The 15,831-nt window shown below is 66.7% G+C and carries 18 protein-coding genes; 7 read left to right on the forward strand and 11 right to left on the reverse strand.

All coding sequences use genetic code 11. The annotated features are described in order from the left end of the window. Window positions 1–6 precede the first annotated feature (6 nt). Window positions 7–2,781: a DNA gyrase subunit A gene (gene gyrA / locus ABLE91_RS13180; RefSeq protein ID WP_348931296.1), complete on the forward strand. Its 2,775-nt coding sequence runs from the start codon at window positions 7–9 to the stop codon at window positions 2,779–2,781. Beyond that, window positions 2,778–3,389 (forward strand): LysE family translocator, encoded by a 612-nt coding sequence (locus ABLE91_RS13185; RefSeq protein ID WP_348931297.1) that lies wholly within the window; start codon window positions 2,778–2,780, stop codon window positions 3,387–3,389. Before gyrA ends, ABLE91_RS13185 begins: the two co-directional genes overlap by 4 nt. Window positions 3,390–3,401: 12 nt before the next feature. On the opposite strand, the gene ABLE91_RS13190 is transcribed toward ABLE91_RS13185, so the two are convergent. Then, window positions 3,402–4,316 (reverse strand): AraC family transcriptional regulator, encoded by a 915-nt coding sequence (locus tag ABLE91_RS13190; RefSeq protein ID WP_348931298.1) that lies wholly within the window; start codon window positions 4,314–4,316, stop codon window positions 3,402–3,404. A gap of 130 nt (window positions 4,317–4,446) precedes the next feature. Here ABLE91_RS13190 and ABLE91_RS13195 point away from each other — a divergent pair, with 130 nt between their 5' ends. The 4 genes from ABLE91_RS13195 to ABLE91_RS13210 all read left to right on the forward strand — a co-directional run bounded on the left by ABLE91_RS13195 (window position 4,447) and on the right by ABLE91_RS13210 (window position 6,979). Then, the gene (locus tag ABLE91_RS13195) at window positions 4,447–5,211 is read left to right on the forward strand and encodes an SDR family NAD(P)-dependent oxidoreductase (protein ID WP_348931299.1); all 765 of its coding nucleotides are present in this window, start codon (window positions 4,447–4,449) and stop codon (window positions 5,209–5,211) included. Window positions 5,212–5,292: 81 nt separating this feature from the next. Next, on the forward strand, window positions 5,293–5,814 hold the full coding sequence (gene coaD / locus ABLE91_RS13200; RefSeq protein ID WP_348931300.1) for a pantetheine-phosphate adenylyltransferase: 522 nt from the start codon (window positions 5,293–5,295) through the stop codon (window positions 5,812–5,814). Between the two features lie 60 nt (window positions 5,815–5,874). Beyond that, window positions 5,875–6,456: a peptidylprolyl isomerase gene (locus tag ABLE91_RS13205; RefSeq protein ID WP_510181944.1), complete on the forward strand. Its 582-nt coding sequence runs from the start codon at window positions 5,875–5,877 to the stop codon at window positions 6,454–6,456. Between the two features lie 64 nt (window positions 6,457–6,520). Continuing rightward, the gene (locus ABLE91_RS13210) at window positions 6,521–6,979 is read left to right on the forward strand and encodes a peptidylprolyl isomerase (RefSeq protein WP_348931301.1); all 459 of its coding nucleotides are present in this window, start codon (window positions 6,521–6,523) and stop codon (window positions 6,977–6,979) included. Window positions 6,980–7,070: 91 nt separating this feature from the next. Here the strand turns inward: ABLE91_RS13210 and lexA are convergent, their stop codons facing one another. The 7 genes from lexA to ABLE91_RS13245 form a co-directional block, all read right to left on the reverse strand. Then, window positions 7,071–7,778 (reverse strand): transcriptional repressor LexA, encoded by a 708-nt coding sequence (lexA, locus tag ABLE91_RS13215; RefSeq protein ID WP_348931302.1) that lies wholly within the window; start codon window positions 7,776–7,778, stop codon window positions 7,071–7,073. 126 nt (window positions 7,779–7,904) lie between these two features. Then, window positions 7,905–9,116, reverse strand: a complete 1,212-nt coding sequence (locus ABLE91_RS13220) for a molybdopterin molybdotransferase MoeA (RefSeq protein WP_348931304.1) — start codon at window positions 9,114–9,116, stop codon at window positions 7,905–7,907. Window position 9,117: 1 nt separating this feature from the next. Then, the gene (moaC, locus tag ABLE91_RS13225; protein ID WP_348931305.1) at window positions 9,118–9,597 is read right to left on the reverse strand and encodes a cyclic pyranopterin monophosphate synthase MoaC; all 480 of its coding nucleotides are present in this window, start codon (window positions 9,595–9,597) and stop codon (window positions 9,118–9,120) included. 5 nt (window positions 9,598–9,602) lie between these two features. Further along, window positions 9,603–10,019 (reverse strand): DUF2147 domain-containing protein, encoded by a 417-nt coding sequence (locus tag ABLE91_RS13230; protein ID WP_348931306.1) that lies wholly within the window; start codon window positions 10,017–10,019, stop codon window positions 9,603–9,605. Between the two features lie 93 nt (window positions 10,020–10,112). Further along, on the reverse strand, window positions 10,113–10,904 hold the full coding sequence (gene trpC, locus ABLE91_RS13235; RefSeq protein WP_348931307.1) for an indole-3-glycerol phosphate synthase TrpC: 792 nt from the start codon (window positions 10,902–10,904) through the stop codon (window positions 10,113–10,115). Further along, the gene (gene trpD, locus ABLE91_RS13240; protein ID WP_348931308.1) at window positions 10,901–11,923 is read right to left on the reverse strand and encodes an anthranilate phosphoribosyltransferase; all 1,023 of its coding nucleotides are present in this window, start codon (window positions 11,921–11,923) and stop codon (window positions 10,901–10,903) included. The genes trpC and trpD overlap by 4 nt, the downstream gene beginning before the upstream one ends. 3 nt (window positions 11,924–11,926) lie before the next feature. Next, window positions 11,927–12,526, reverse strand: a complete 600-nt coding sequence (locus tag ABLE91_RS13245; protein ID WP_348931309.1) for an anthranilate synthase component II — start codon at window positions 12,524–12,526, stop codon at window positions 11,927–11,929. Window positions 12,527–12,736: 210 nt separating this feature from the next. Here ABLE91_RS13245 and ABLE91_RS13250 point away from each other — a divergent pair, with 210 nt between their 5' ends. After that, window positions 12,737–13,660: a LysR family transcriptional regulator gene (locus tag ABLE91_RS13250; RefSeq protein WP_348931310.1), complete on the forward strand. Its 924-nt coding sequence runs from the start codon at window positions 12,737–12,739 to the stop codon at window positions 13,658–13,660. A 20-nt stretch (window positions 13,661–13,680) separates the two neighbouring features. On the opposite strand, the gene ABLE91_RS13255 is transcribed toward ABLE91_RS13250, so the two are convergent. The 3 genes from ABLE91_RS13255 to ABLE91_RS13265 all read right to left on the reverse strand — a co-directional run bounded on the left by ABLE91_RS13255 (window position 13,681) and on the right by ABLE91_RS13265 (window position 15,675). Next, a complete protein-coding gene (locus ABLE91_RS13255) occupies window positions 13,681–14,070 on the reverse strand; it encodes a cupin domain-containing protein (RefSeq protein WP_348931311.1) in 390 nt (129 codons plus the stop codon). Between the two features lie 146 nt (window positions 14,071–14,216). Beyond that, a complete protein-coding gene (locus ABLE91_RS13260) occupies window positions 14,217–14,636 on the reverse strand; it encodes a cupin domain-containing protein (RefSeq protein ID WP_348931312.1) in 420 nt (139 codons plus the stop codon). 55 nt (window positions 14,637–14,691) lie between these two features. Beyond that, the gene (locus ABLE91_RS13265) at window positions 14,692–15,675 is read right to left on the reverse strand and encodes a Bug family tripartite tricarboxylate transporter substrate binding protein (RefSeq protein ID WP_348931313.1); all 984 of its coding nucleotides are present in this window, start codon (window positions 15,673–15,675) and stop codon (window positions 14,692–14,694) included. Window positions 15,676–15,831 lie beyond the last annotated feature (156 nt).

Below are 15,831 nucleotides of genomic sequence, written 5' to 3' on the forward strand. Positions count from 1 at the left end.
TGCGTTTTGGCTGAAAACGAAACGCCGGGCGCGGGAGGCGGCCTGCCTTCCGAGATCCGGCCGGTCTCCATCACCGACGAGCTCTCCCGGTCCTATCTCGATTACGCCATGAGCGTGATCGTCGCGCGGGCCTTGCCCGATGTGCGAGACGGCCTGAAGCCGGTGCACCGGCGCATCCTCTTCTCGATGCACGAGAACGGCTATCTCTGGAACCGGCCGTACCGCAAATCGGCCCGCGTGGTCGGCGACGTCATCGGTAAGTACCATCCCCACGGCGACCAGGCGGTCTACGACGCACTGGTGCGCATGGCGCAGACCTTCTCCATGCGCCTGCCGCTGGTGGATGGGCAGGGGAATTTCGGCTCGGTGGACGGCGATCCCGCTGCGGCCATGCGCTACACCGAAGTGCGCATGGAGAAGGTGACGCTGTCCCTTCTCGACGATCTCGACAAGGACACCGTCGATTTCCAGGACAATTACGACGGCAGCGAGCACGAGCCGTCTGTCCTCCCGGCGCAGTTTCCCAACCTTCTGGTGAACGGGGCCGGCGGCATCGCGGTGGGCATGGCCACCAACATCCCGCCGCACAATCTGGGCGAAGTGATCGACGGGGCCCTGGCGCTCCTCGATGACCCGGAACTCGATCCGGAAGCGTTGCTGGACATCGTGCAGGGTCCGGATTTCCCCACAGGCGGCCTGATCCTCGGGCGCTCGGGCATCCGTCAGGCGCTCCTCACTGGCCGCGGCTCCATCCTGGTGCGGGCCAAGGTCGCCATCGAGACCATCCGCAAGGAGCGCGAGGCGCTCATCGTCACCGAGATTCCCTATCAGGTGAACAAGGCGACGATGATCGAGAAGATCGCCGAGCTGGTGCGCGACAAGCGCCTGGAAGGCATCTCGGAAATCCGCGACGAATCCGACCGCGACGGCATGCGGGTGGTGATCGAGATCAAGCGCGACGCCCAGGCGGACGTGGTGCTGAACAATCTCTACCGCATGACCCCGCTGCAATCGTCGTTCGGCGCCAACATGGTGGCGCTCTCCGGCGGTAGGCCGTCGGTGATGACCCTGCACGACATGCTGGTCGCCTTCATCGCCTTCCGCGAGGAGGTGATAAGCCGGCGCACGAAGTTCCTGCTGCGCAAGGCCCGTGACCGTGCCCATGTTTTGGTGGGCCTTGCCATTGCGGTTGCGAACATCGATGAAATCATTCGCTTAATTCGTACGGCCCCGGACCCGACGGCCGCCCGCGACGCCCTCATGGGGCGCTCTTGGCCGGCTAAGGATATGGCGCCTCTGATCGCGCTCATCGCCGATCCGCGCCACACCTTGGCCGAGGACGGCACCTACCGCCTCTCTCTCGAGCAGGCCCGCGCCATCCTCGATCTGCGCCTCCAGCGCCTCACCGCACTCGGGCGCGACGAGATCGCCGAGGAGCTGGACAAGCTCGCCGTGGAGATCGCGGACTATCTGGACATCCTGTCGAGCCGGGCCCGCATCCAGGAGATCGTCCGGTCCGAGATGCTGGCCATCAAGGAAGAGTTCGGCACGCCGCGGCGCTCGGAGATCGTCGAGGGCCTGGGCGACCTGGAGGATGAAGACCTCATCCAGCGCGAGGAAATGGTGGTCACCGTCTCCCACGCCGGTTACGTGAAGCGCGTGCCGCTCTCCGCCTATCGGGCACAGCGGCGCGGCGGCAAGGGCCGCTCGGGGATGACCACGCGGGACGAAGATTTCGTCACCCGCCTGTTCGTGGCCTCTACCCACGCCCCGGTGCTGTTCTTCTCCTCCAAGGGCAAGGTCTACAAGCTGAAGGTGTGGCGCCTGCCCGCCGCCGCCCCCCAGGCGCGCGGCAAGGCGCTCATCAACATCCTGCCTCTGGAATCCGACGAGCGGATCACCTCCATCGTGCCCTTGCCGGAGGAGGCGGATGCGGAAGGCCGCATTCAGATCATGTTCGCCACCACCGGCGGCACGGTGCGGCGCAACGCGCTGGCGGACTTCTCCCAGGTGAACCGCAACGGCAAGATCGCCATGAAGCTGGAGGAGGGCGACGCCATCGCCTCGGTCCAGCTCTGCACCGAGGATGATGATGTCCTCCTCACCACCGCAGAGGGCGCCTGCATCCGCTTCCCCGTCACCGAGGTGCGCGTGTTCAAGGGCCGCGATTCGGTGGGCGTACGTGGCATCCGGCTGGGCGAGGGTGACCGCACCATCTCCATGGCCATCATCCGCCATCTGGATGCCACCGCCGAGGAGCGCGTCGCTTATCTGCGCCTCGCCGGCGCGGTGCGGCGTGGCAACGGCGCCAATGGGGAGAACCCGGAGGAGCCCGTGACGGTGGAGGCCGATGCGGAAGAGCCGGTTGCCGCCGACACCCGCCTGCCCGAGGAGCGCTACGCCCAGATGGGCGCGGCGGAGCAGTTCATCCTCACCCTATCCGAGAATGGCTACGGCAAGCGAACTTCGTCCTACGAGTATCGGGTGACCGGACGCGGCGGCAAGGGCATCGTCGCCATGGCGGTGAACGAGCGCAACGGCCGCCTTGCCGCCTCCTTCCCGGTGGAGGACCAGGACCAGATCATGCTGGTGACCGATGGCGGGCAGCTCATCCGCTGCCCGGTGGACGGCATCCGCATCGTCGGCCGCGCCAGCCAGGGCGTCATCGTGTTCGACACCGCCGAAGGCGAGCGCGTGGTCTCGGTGGAGCATATCCCCGAGGAAGAGGACGACGCGGCCCTGGAGGGCGACCTGCCGAGCGAGGGGGGCGGGGAGGCGTGATCCCCGCCGAGAGCCTCGTTCTCTTCGTCCTGGCCTGCCTCGCGCTCGGGGCAACGCCGGGGCCGAACGTGGCTCTCATCGTCGGCACCAGCCTCAAGCATGGCCGGCGCGCCGGCCTGCTCACCGCCACCGGCGTGAATGTGGGCCTCGTGCTCCAACTCGCCGTGGTGGCGGCGGGCCTCGCCTGGCTGGTGGAGCTGTTCTCCCGTCATTTTGATCTGGTGCGCTATCTCGGCGCCGCCTATCTCGCCTGGCTCGCGGTGCTGCAATGGCGCAGCGCGGGCAAGGGGAGCGCGGCGCCGGCCCCCTCCGGCCGTGCCGCCTTCATGCGGGGCTTGGCGGTGGCCTTCGCGAACCCCAAGACCCTGCTGTTCCACGCGGCCTTCCTGCCCCAGTTCGTCACCGATCCGGTCGATCCCGTGCCGCAGATCGCACTTCTGGCGGCCATCTTCGCGGTGATCGCCCTTGTTGGCGACATCATCTGGGCGCTGGCGGCGGACCGCCTGCGCGCCGCGGTCGCCGGCCGCTTCGCCCGCGTGGCGGACCGGGTCTCGGCGGGCATCCTGGTGGGCGGCGCCATGGTGCTGCTGGCGGCGGGCCGGCGATAGGGCGTGCGCCTTTCAGGCGTGCAGAAGCGCTTCCGGCGCGGTGGAGCGACGGCTGACCTCCATGTCGCGTCGGGGCGGGGCGCCGAACATGCGCGCATATTCGCGGGTGAACTGCGACACGCTCTCATAGCCGACCGTGAAAGCGGCCTGGCTGACCGCGCTGCCCCCCGTCAGGAGGAGGCGGCGAGCTTCCAATAGGCGAAGCTGCTTCTGGAAATGGAGCGGGGAGAGGGACGTCACCGCCTTGAAATGATGGTGGAACGAGGACGGGCTCATGCCTGCCGTCGCCGCTAGGCGTTCCACGGGAATGGGCTGGTCGAACTCCGCCCGCAGCACCGCCACGGCGCGGGCGATGCGCGCCGTGTGGCTGTCCGGCACGGCAAGACGGCGCATGGCGCTGCCGTGGCGTCCCGTCAGCAGCCAATAATGCATTTCCCGCACGATGGAGGGGCGCAGCACCGCCAGAGCCTGCGGGCGCCCCAGAAGCCGGGCGAGGCGGAGGGCGCAGTCGTGCAGCGCGGCGTCCGTCTCTTCCACGATAATGTAACCGTCCGGCCTTTCCCGCGGGACCGGAACCGCCTCCATCTGATCCATCACCTCGCGCAGGAGCGCCATGTCCAGTTCAACCGCCAGAGCGAGATAGGGCGATTGCGGGCTCGCGGTCACGATCCGGCCGATCACCGGCACGTCCGCATTCACGATGAGCGACTGGCCCGCGCCGAAGCGCAGCATGGTGTCGCCCGTGAGCACTTCCTTCGCGCCCTGCAGGACTAGGCAGATCAGCGGCCGGTAAATGGTGGGGATGTCCCGGGTCGGGCCATTCGCCCGCACCAGCTCCACGCCTTCCATGCCGGTGAGGGTGAGGCCCTCTATGTCAGCGGGCCCTTCGGCATGCCGCTTCACGAGATCGATGAGTTCATCCGTCATGGCGCGATCCTAGCTCTTCCTGCGGCGATCTCCAGTGGGATTGGAGGATTAGGCAAGTCTCCTGGATCTTCCGGCAAGCCGTCCGAGGGGAGAGGGGATACATCCCTCCCATCCACTTGGAGGATCAAGCATGACCACGGAAACCAGGATCGCCCTCATCACCGGTGGCAGCCGCGGGCTCGGCCGCAATGCCGCTTTGAGCCTCGCCCAGCGGGGTGTGGACGTCATCCTCACCTATCACTCCCGTCGCGCGGAGGCGGACGCCGTCGTGACGGAGATCGAGGCGCAGGGGCGCAAGGCAGCGACGCTGCAGCTCGATGCGGGCAATGCCGCAAGCTTCGAGGCTTTCGCGGCCGCGGTGAAGAAGACCTTGGCCGCCGTCTGGAGCCGCGACCGGTTCGATTTCCTCGTGAACAATGCCGGGATCGGCATCCACATGCCCTTCGCCGAGACCACGGAGGATATGTTTGACGAGCTGGTCAACATCCACCTGAAGGGCACTTTCTTCCTCACCCAGAGGCTGCTGCCCCTCATTGCGGATGGCGGGAGCATCGTGAACCTCTCCAGCGGGCTCGCGCGCTTCACGACGCCGGGCTTCTCGGCCTATGCCGCCATGAAGGGCGGCATCGAGGTGCTGACCCGCTACATGGCCAAGGAACTGGGCCATCGCGGCATCCGGGTGAACACCATCGCACCGGGGGCCATCGAGACCGATTTCGGCGGCGGCGTGGTGCGCGACAATGCGGAGAGCAACCGCCAGGTCGCCGCGGCCACCGCCCTTGGCCGGGCCGGTCTGCCGGACGATATCGGCCCGATGATCGCGGCCTTCCTCGGCGAAGAGAACCGCTGGGTGAACGGGCAGCGCATCGAGGTGTCGGGCGGCGTTAATCTCTGACCGGCAATCTCTGATCGGAACGGGGGCGGACCATCCGCCCCCATTGCGCCCGCGCGCGGGGCGGGCTAACGCTTGCGCCCGATGAATGCCGTCGCCCACACCACCCGCACCGCCATCTATGCCGGATCGTTCGATCCGCCCACCAACGGGCATCTGGACGTGGTGCGCTCCGCCTGCCGCCTCGCCGACCGGCTGGTTCTGGCCGTGGGCATCCACCCCGGCAAGGCGCCGCTCTTCACCCCGGCCGAGCGCCTCGCCATGTTGGAAGAGGTCTGCGGCCCGGTGGCAGCAGAAGAGGGCACCGCCCTCGACGTGCTCACCTTCGACAATCTGGTGGTGGAGGCGGCGCAGAACACCGGCGCCGGCCTGCTGATCCGCGGCCTGCGCGATGGCACCGATCTCGATTATGAGATGCAGATGGCCGGCATGAACGGCACGCTCGCGCCTGACATCCAGACCGTCTTCCTGCCCGCTTCCCCCCGCGTGCGCCCCATCACCGCCACTCTGGTGCGGCAGATCGCGGCCATGGGCGGCGACGTCTCCGCCTTCGTCCCGCCGGCGGTGCTCGCGCGCCTGAAGGCCAAATTCCCGAAGAGGGCCTGAGCCCAGGCGCCCCACCAAACTTGACCGCGCTTAAGGGTGCGGCAGCCCAAGGAGAGCTTCATGCGCAGTGTCTTCGGCCGCATTTCCGGCGGCATCGTCCTCGCTTTCGCGCTCATGGTGGCCGCAGCCCTGCCGGCCGCCGCCCAGGCCCAGGCCAAGCCCGATCCGGAGAACACGCTCTATCTCGACACCACCTATGGCCGGGTCGTCATCGCCCTGCGGCCGGATCTTGCGCCCAAGCACGTGGAGCGGCTGAAGCTGCTGTCCCGCGAGGGCTTCTACAACAATGTGCCGTTCCACCGGGTGATCGACGGCTTCATGGCCCAGACCGGCGACGGCCAGTTCGGCAACGGCACGGGCGGCTCGAAATATCCGAACCTGCCGGCCGAGTTCACTAGCACCCCGTTTGTGCGTGGCACGGTGGGCATGGCCCGCTCTTCCGCACCCAACAGCGCCAATTCGCAGTTCTTCATCTGCCTCGACGCCGCGCCGTTCCTGAACGGCCAGTACACGGTGGTGGGCGAGGTGGTCTCGGGCATGCAGTTCGTGGACAAGATCAAGAAGGGCTCGCAGGCCAATAACGGCACGGTGAGCACCCCCGACCGCATCGTGAAGATGCAGGTGGCGGCGGACGCGAAATAGCGCGCCGCCTTGTTCAAAGCGCGAGAAGCGCTTTCCGGTTTCCTCCCACCAAAGGAGCAGCCCCATGGCTGACGAAGTGATCGTCCTCGAAACCACCAAGGGCGAAGTGGTCATCGGCCTCCGGCCCGACCTCGCGCCGGGCCACGTGGCCCGCATCAAGGAGCTGGTCTCCGAGGGCTTCTATGACGGCGTGCCGTTCCACCGCGTCATCGACGGCTTCATGGCGCAGACCGGCGACCCGACGGGCACCGGCATGGGTGGTTCGGGCAAGAAGCTCAAGGCCGAGTTCAACAAGCAGCCCCACACCCGCGGCACGGTCTCCATGGCCCGCGCGGCGAGCCCCGATTCGGGCGACAGCCAGTTTTTCATCTGCTTCGGCGATGCCCGCTTCCTCGACAACCAGTACACCGTGTGGGGCGAGGTGATCTCGGGCATGGACAATGTGGACCAGATCAAGCGCGGCGAGCCCGTGCAGGATCCCGACAAGATCGTCTCGGCCAAGCTCCAGCCCAAGGGCGAGTGAGCGTCAAAGCCTCTCGACCCTTTGAAAGTCAAAATGCCCAGGCTCTGCCTGGGCATTCTTGTTTGTGACGACCCGTTTCCGAGCTGGTCGATCAATAGCGCCGCATGAGCCCGATGAGCCGGCCCTGGATGCGCACGCGGTCTGGGCCGAAGATGCGGGTCTCGTAAGCGGGGTTGGCGGCTTCCAGGGCCACGGAAGCGCCTTTCTTGCGCAGGCGCTTGAGGGTGGCTTCTTCCTCGTCCACCAGCGCCACCACGATATCGCCCGTGTCCGCCGTGTCGCATTTGCGGATGAGCACTGTGTCGCCGTCCAGGATGCCGGCCTCGATCATGCTGTCGCCGCGCACTTCCAGGGCGAAATGCTCGCCCGTGCCGAGCATTTCGGGCGGCAGATTCAGCGTGTGGCTGCGGGTCTGGATGGCGGAGATGGGAGAGCCGGCGGCGATGCGGCCCATGACCGGAACCGTGACGGTGGGGGCGACATCCTCGTCTTCCGCCATGGGGCGCACGCGGCCAAGACTGCCCTCGATGACGCTGGGCGAGAAGCCGCGCCCGGCGCGCGGAGAGGCAAGGCCCGGCGCCACGCTGTCCGGCAGGCGCACAACCTCCAGCGCCCGCGCCCGGTTGGGCAGGCGGCGGATGAAGCCGCGCTCTTCCAAGGCGGTGATGAGGCGGTGGATGCCCGATTTGGAGCGCAGGTCCAGCGCTTCCTTCATCTCGTCGAAGGAGGGCGGAACGCCCGTCTCCTTCAGGCGCTCATGAATGAAGCGCAGGAGGTCGTACTGCTTGCGTGTGAGCATGGCCGCCCCGTTCCTTCCGGCTCCCAGACCGCTGCCAGCTCGGTTAAGAGCCGTGAAACAAATCGAGAACAAGCATTAGCTGTTCCTTTTGTGTTCCGCAAGCATGAACATGGCGTAAATGCGCCGTCAGGCCATGAAAGCTATAGCTTCGCAGGCATCGCCTGCGGCCCCGGCGGGGGCGTGGGCCTCGCGAATCAGGAGGCAGTCGGCCTCGGCGAGCGCCGAGAGCATGGACGAATCCTGCACCGGCAGGGGGGTCACGAGCTGCGCGCCGTCGGGGGCGAGGGTCATGCGGGCGCGCACATAATCGCGGCGCATGTCGTTGGCCTTCACATCCACGGCGAGGCGCGCGGGCACGCGCGCAGGGCCGGGCGCGGCGCCCTGGAGCGCGTTGAGCAGCGGCACCAGGAAGAGCAGCGAGCAGACATAGGCCGAGACGGGATTGCCCGGCAGGCCGAGGACCCGCAGGGCCTCGCGCCGGCCGAACATCAGGGGTTTTCCCGGGCGCAGCGCGATCTTATGGACGGCGAGGGAAACGCCCTCCTCGCGCAAGGCCGGCGCCATGAGGTCGTGCTCGCCCACCGAGGCGCCGCCGGAGGTGACGAGGAGATCGTATCCCCCCTCGGCCGCCCGGCGCACGGCGGCGCGGGTTGCCTCCATGGTGTCGCCCACGAGGCCGAGGTCGAACACCTCGGCGCCGGCTGCCCGGGCCAGGGCGGCGATGCCATAGACGTTGGAGACCACCACGTCCGAGGGGGCGCCGGTGCCGGCACCGGGACGCACCAGCTCGTCGCCGGTCTGGAGGATGGCGACGCGCGGCCGGCGGCGCACCGGCACGAAGGCGTGGTCCGCCGCGGCCGCGAGCATGACCGTGCGCCCGTCCAGCCGGCAGCCGGCACGCAGGACGGCGTGTCCGGCAGTAAAATCGAAGCCGGCCTTGCGGATGTTGCGGCCGGGGGCGGTCGGCTCCACCACCGTAACCGTGTCGCCGTCCCGCGTGGTGTTCTCCTGGATCACCACCGTATCGGCGGCGTCCGGCACCAGCGCGCCGGTGAAGATGCGCGTCGCTTCCCCTCGCGCGATCCGGCCCGCGAAGGGCCGCCCGGCGGCGGATTCGCCGATCACCTTCAGCGCGGCGGGGAGGGCTTCGATGTCGGCAGCCGCCACCGCATAGCCATCCATGGCGGACATGTCGGCGGCCGGCTGGCTGCGGCGGGAAATCAGGTCTTCCGCCAGCACGCGGCCATGGGCGTCGGCGATGGCGACGGTCTCGGCGGGCAGGGGCGTGACGTCGGCCAGGGTCAGCGCCATGGCCTCGTCGACGAGCATCAGAGCCATGTCAGCCTTCCGCGGTCCAATGGCCGGAGCGCCCGCCGGACTTCTCCAGCAGCCGCACGCCTTCGATGCGCATGCCCCGGTCAACGGCTTTGGCCATGTCATAGATGGTGAGGCAGGCAACGGAGACGGCGGTGAGCGCCTCCATCTCCACGCCCGTCTGGCCGGAGGTGCGCACCCGCGCAGTCACCACGAGGCCCGGCAATGCGGCATCGGGCGAGATCTCCACCTCCACCTTGCTCAGCATCAAGGGGTGGCAAAGGGGGATCAGCTCGTGGGTGCGCTTCGCCGCCATGATGCCGGCAATGCGCGCGACGCCGAGCACATCGCCCTTCTTGGCATTGCCGGAGAGGATGAGGTCCAGCGTTTCGGCGGCCATCTCGACGCGCCCTTCGGCCAGCGCTTCGCGCGTGGTGATCTCCTTGTCGGAGACATCCACCATGCGTGCGGCGCCGGAGGCGTCGAGATGGGTCAGGGTGGCCATAAGCCTTACTTCGCCCGCTTCCAGGTCTGGGTCTCGCAGAAGGGCACGATCACGCAGCCGCGCACCTTCAGCGTGCTGTCGCCTTCCAGCGTGAGGGTGGCGCTGTAGGTCTTGCCGTCGTCGGGATTATAGATCTTGCCGCCGGTCCAGTTGCCGCCGCTGCCGGTGAAGCCCTGGAGCATCATGAGGCCCTTCAGGGGGCGGCTGCGCAAAGCGGCATCGGCATTTTTAGAATCCGTCAGCGCGGGATTCGCCTTGATGTCGTCCGAGGTGATGAGACGTCCGCACACGGAAGCGCCGCAGGCGGCGATTTCCACCACGCCGTCATCGGTGGGGGTGAGCCAGGTGCCGGTCACGTCGGCCGCGAAAGCGGGCATGGCAATGAGGGACAAAACCGCTGCCGAAAAGGCTGCCCTGCGCATTATCGTCTCCTGAAACGACTGTCGGATTCGCCTCCAGGCGAGGCGGCGCACTATGGCAGGCCGGCGGTACCTCTCCAAGAGGCGGGAAGCGCCTTATGCCGCAAGCAGCGCGCGCGTCGCCGCTGCGACATCGTCTTGCCGCATCAGGCTCTCACCGACCAGGATGGTGCGGATATCGACCTTTGCGAGGCGGGAAACGTCGGCGGGGGTGAAGATGCCGCTTTCGCCGATGCAGATGCGGTCGGACGGTACCTTGGCGGCAAGCCGCTCGCTGGTGGCGAGCGTGGTCTCGAAGGTGCGCAGGTTCCGGTTGTTGATGCCGATGAGCGGGCAGGGCAGGGCCAGCGCGCGGTCCAGCTCGGCGTCGTCATGCACCTCCACGATGGCGTCCATGCCCCATTCGGTGGCACAGGACAGGAGGTCGGCGGCCAGCGCGTCGTCCACGGCCGCCATGATGATGAGGATGCAGTCGGCCCCCCAGGCACGGGCTTCGGGCACCTGATAGGTGTCGTGCATGAAGTCCTTGCGCAGCGCCGGCAGACCTGTGGCGGCGCGGGCGGCGGTGAGGAATTCCGGCGCGCCCTGGAAGGAGGGGCCGTCGGTGAGCACGGACAGGCAGGCCGCGCCGCCGGCCTCATAGGCGCGGGCGAGGGCCGGCGGGTCGAAATCGGCGCGTATCAGCCCCTTGGAAGGGCTCGCCTTCTTCACCTCGGCGATAAGGGCGGTGCGGCCTTCGGCCAGAACGCTGCGCAGCGCGCCGGAGAACGGGCGCACGGGAGAGGCGGCGCGGGCGGCGGCTTCCACTTCTGAAAGGGGAAGGGCGGCCTTGGCGGCGGCGATCTCTTCGCGCTTATAGGCTTCGATGCGGGTGAGGATATCGCTCATGACGCGAGCTTTTCCGAAACGTGGACAAGGGTTTCCAGCCGCGCGCGCGCGGAGCCGGTATCGAGGCTCGTGGTGGCCATGGCGACGCCCTCGGTGAGGTCTGCCGCGCGGCCGGCGATGAGGAGGGCGGCGGCCGCATTGAAGATGGCCACGTCGCGATAGGCGCCGGGCTCACCGTCCAGCACTGCCCGCAAGGCGAGGGCATTGTGCGCGGCATCGCCGCCCTTCAATGCGCCGGGCGCGGCGCGCTGAAGGCCCACCAGTTCGGGGGCGATCTCGAAGGTGTGGATGTGTCCGTCTTCCAGCGAGGCCACATCGGTCGAGCCGGAAATGGTGATCTCGTCGAGGCCATCGGAGCCGTGCACCACCCAGGCGCGCTCGGAGCCCAGGGTCTTCAGCACCTCGGCGAGCGGGGTGAGCCACGCCTTGGAATAGACCCCCACCATCTGGCGCGTCACGCCGGCCGGGTTCGAGAGGGGGCCCAGGAGATTGAAGATGGTGCGCGTGCCCATCTCCACGCGGGTCGGCCCCACATGCTTCATGGCGGGGTGGTGGGCCGGGGCGAACATGAAGCCGATGCCGGCCTCCGCGAGGCAGCGGGAAATGCCCTCGGGCGAAAGGTCGATGCGCACGCCAAGCGCCGCCAGCACGTCCGCCGCGCCGGATTTGGAGGAGAGCGCCCGGTTGCCGTGCTTCGCCACCGGCACGCCCGCGCCGGCAACGATGAAAGCGGCGCAAGTGGAGATGTTGTAGGAGCCGGAGGCATCGCCCCCCGTGCCCACCACATCCACCGAGCCTTCGGGCGCTTCCACGGGCAGCATCTTGGCGCGCATGACGGAGACCGCGCCGGCGATCTCCTCCACCGTCTCGCCGCGCACGCGAAGGCCCATGAGCAGCGCGCCCATCTGGGAGGGGGTCGCCTCGCCGGACATCATCTGGTCGAAAACGAAGGAGGCTTCGTCGCGGGTCAGCGCCTCGCCTAAGGCGACCTTGGAAAGGAGGGAGCGGAACTCAAGCATCCGTCAGCCCCTCCGGCCCTGGTTGAAAGCGGTGGCGATCTCCAGGAAGTTGCGCAGCAGCGCGTGCCCGTTCTCGGAGGCGATGCTCTCGGGATGGAACTGCACGCCGTGCACGGGCAATGAGCGGTGGGCGAGGCCCATGATGAGGCCGTCGTCCGTGTGCGCCGTGACTTCCAGCACGTCCGGCAGGGTCGCGCGCTCCACGATCAGCGAATGGTAGCGCGTCGCCTGGAACGTGTGGTTGAGGCCGCGGAACACGGAGCGGCCCTCATGATGGATCTCGGACATCTTGCCGTGCATGGGAATGGGCGCGCGCACCACGTCGCCGCCGAACACCTGGCCGATGGCCTGGTGGCCGAGGCACACGCCGAACAGCGGCACGTCCGCGCTGGCGCGCTGGATCAAATCAAGGCAGATGCCCGCCTCGCTCGGGGTGCAGGGGCCGGGGGAGATGACAATGGCGTCCGGCTTCTCGCCGAGGATCGCCTCCACGTCGCGCGCATCGTTGCGATGCACGGTGACGGTGGCGCCCAGCTCGCCGAGATAGTGCCAGAGATTGTAGGTGAAGCTGTCGTAATTATCGATCAGCGTGACAGCGGTCATCTTGGCTCCAGAATGTCGGCCCCAGACCCGGCGGATCCGGGCGGCGCGCTCGCGCTCATTCCCCTTGCGAGCCGCGCCCCGACTTAATCCTTCCAGGACGGTGCGGCAAGCGTGGGGTGCAGAAGAGGCCCAGGCGCCGGTTCCGCGCGACATTGCTCCTGAGCCAAGCCCGCATGTAGTTTGCTTGGCACGGGCGAAGGGAGAGCGCATGTGTCCGACAGCTTGCGGGGTATTCGCCTGTTCGTAGCGGCGTATGAAGAACGCTCGTTCACCGCCGCGGCAAGGCGCGAGAATGCGACCCAGTCCGGCGTTTCGCAGCATATCCGCAGGCTGGAGGAAACGTCTGGGGTCCAGCTTTTCTCGCGCGGGACGTCCAGCGTCAGCCCGACGCCGGCGGGAGACGGCTACTACAAGAAATGCCTGGAGATCCTGCGCGTCCACGAGGAAGCGAGCGCGATCCTGGAGCGCTATGGCCGCGGCTTCGTCGGCGAGATCAAAATCGGCCTGATGCCGACGCTCAGCAGGCGCGCGCTCGCGCCGGCCCTATCCCGCTTCCTGGAATCGAATCCGAACATCGTGGTCCGGGTGAACGAGGCCGAGAGCGCCATCCTGACCGAGGCCGTCCAGGCCGGGGATCTCGACTTCGCGGTGGTGCCGGCATTCGATAGCCCCATGGGCCTGAGGGTGAGGCGCCTGCTGCGAACACCCGAGGTCCTGGTATCCTCGAAGGCATCGACGCTCGAGCCCATGGCGCCGGTGCGCCTGCGCGACCTGGGACCCATGAAGATCGTGGTGCCCCAGAACCAGAACACCCGCCGGACCACGCTGGAAACCTATTTCGTCTCCTCCGGCGCCCAGATCGAGAGGTTTGTCGAGCTCGATGCCATCCTCGGCACTCTGGACATGGTGCTTTACGGCAACTGGCTGACCATCCTTCCCGGCGTCATGTTCACCCCGCTGAACAATCAGGATCGCTTCACCGTCAATCCGCTGTGCGATCCGCCCTTGTTCACCGAACTGGTGGTCATCGAGCCCGCCCGGCGATCCATGCAGGTGGCCGCGGAAGCATTCTCCGAACTGCTGAAAGCGGAAACGGAGCGGATCAACTCCATCTGGGACGGCATCTTGCGGTAGCCGCGGCCCCGCTTCGACAATCAGCCGACAGCGCCAAGGCGGTCTTTCAGGGCTTCGATGTTCCGGGCGGGATTGTAGTCCTGGCTCAGCTTGCCGTCGCCCACCGGGCTCTTGCAGGCGAAGAAGACGGCCGGCCCTTCGACCACCTTCAGGCCATGCTCGGTGCCCCTCGGAATGTGCACTAGGTCCCCACTGCCGATCAGCTTGGTCTCGTCGCCCAGGACGAAATTCACCTTCCCCTTCAGCATGAGGATGAATTGCTCCTCGTTGGGGTGGAAGTGAGGGTCGGGGCCCTCGCCGATCTCGTAAGCGACGATGCCGATCTTGATCAGCTCTCCCGCCACCATCCTCTTGCTGGGGCCGAACGTGTCTTCGGTCCTCTCCATGTCGTCGATGCTGTAGAACGGCATGAGCATGCCCTCTTTTCTTGGATGGTGGATGTCGAGGCGGGTGCCGGGCCCCTAAGCGGGCCGCAATGCCCCGCCCCATGCCGGGTCATTCATGGGGATCCGCCGGAAGAACCTTGAAAGGCGCGAACGGCCGCCCCTGTTCTTCCCTAGGAGATGTATTTCATCCCGTGCAGGCCATGGGAGCTGTCCTTGCAGGTGAAGAACATTACGTCCTGGCCCGCGCAGGCGCCGCCCTGGTGGATGGTGTTGGCGGGGACATAGACGACGTTTCCGGGGCCGACCCGGTGGGTCTGGCCTTCCAGGCGGATTTCGAACTCTCCCTCCAGCACGAAGATCCACTGCTCGTTTGGATGGGAGTGGGGCTCGCCCATCTTGCCTGCAGGCGCGCGCATCAAAGCCACGATCATGCGGTCCCCTTCGACGCATCCGCCATAGACGGGAGAGTATTCCGGGCCACCCATGATCTCGTTCACCCGGCGCATGTCGAAGACATATTCGCCCCTCTGCGCACGATGCGCACCCGGTGTCCGCGCCGAACCTTGCTCATTCACAGCAACATTTTCCATAACTCTCTCTCCCTTTATCTCAAGAACAATTTTTGTGGTCTCGCTATGCTGAGGACTAATCGAGATCGACTTTGATCTCGCTGGTGATGGCCCGCCATTTGGCGAACTCGCCGTTCTGCCACTCCGCCGCCTGCTGCGGGGATTTGGAGGGAGAAAGCACCACGCCCGCCGGCTCCAGCGACCGCGCGGTCTGTTCCGATCGCATGACGTCGGTCGCCGCCTTGAACAGGGTGTTGACGATGGGGGCGGGGGTTCCGGCCCGGACGTAGAGGGCCTGCCACTGCAAGGTTCCGATGTTCGGATATCCCACTTCCGCCATGGTCGGGACGTTCGGCAGGTTCTTCAGCCGCTCGGGGGCCACCACGGCAAGTGCCCGGAGGCGACCAGCCTTCATCATGCTTTCGGCGGTGGCGACATTGACGAAGCCGTACTGGGTTTCGCCCGAGATCAGGCTCGTCACCATCTCCGAGGCGCCGCCCTTCAAGGGGATGTGCAGCACCTCGATGCCGGCCGCGCGGTTGAGCATCTCCGTGTCGTAGTGCGGGTAGCTGCCAATGCCGGGGCTCGCATAATTCAGCTTCCCAGGGTTCTTCTTGGCGTATTCGACAAGCTCGGCAAACGTCTTCGGCTCGAAATTGACCGTGGTGCTCACCAAGACCCCGGGTATCTCCGCCAGCTTCGCGACGAGCTGGAGAGACTCATCGTATTTGAAGGGCATCTTCTTTGAGAACAGAAGAGGCGTGATCGCATTCGTCGAGACGTTTCCGACATACATATTGTACCCATCGGGATTCTGCCGGACGATTTCCTGCATGGCCGTCAAGCCGAACGCGCCGGGCTTGTTCGCCACGATGAAGCTCTGGTTGAACATCTTGCTGAATTGATCGGCGAGCGTGCGGGCGACGATGTCGGTGGCGCCGCCGGGGGCGTATGGAACGACAATGGTGACGAGGCGGTTTGGATAGGTTTCGGCGCGGGCGCCGCACGTTATCGCTAGAGATAGCGCGGCGATGGCCAATAGACGGGATCCAAGCGTCATGTGCTTCCCCCTTCTTGTTTGATTTATGTTTATTTGAAGCGGTTTGGCGCCCGCTTTGAAGGCTCGTTTCTTGAGCTTTCCGAAGGTGGATTCGAACGAGATAAGACCCGGAGTCCAAGTTCTATTTGTAAGTAATGGTAGGGTCCGGCAGGGCGG

Origin of the sequence: Aquabacter albus, from assembly GCF_040049275.1 — a bacterium.
Taxonomy (GTDB): Bacteria; Pseudomonadota; Alphaproteobacteria; order Rhizobiales; family Xanthobacteraceae; genus Aquabacter.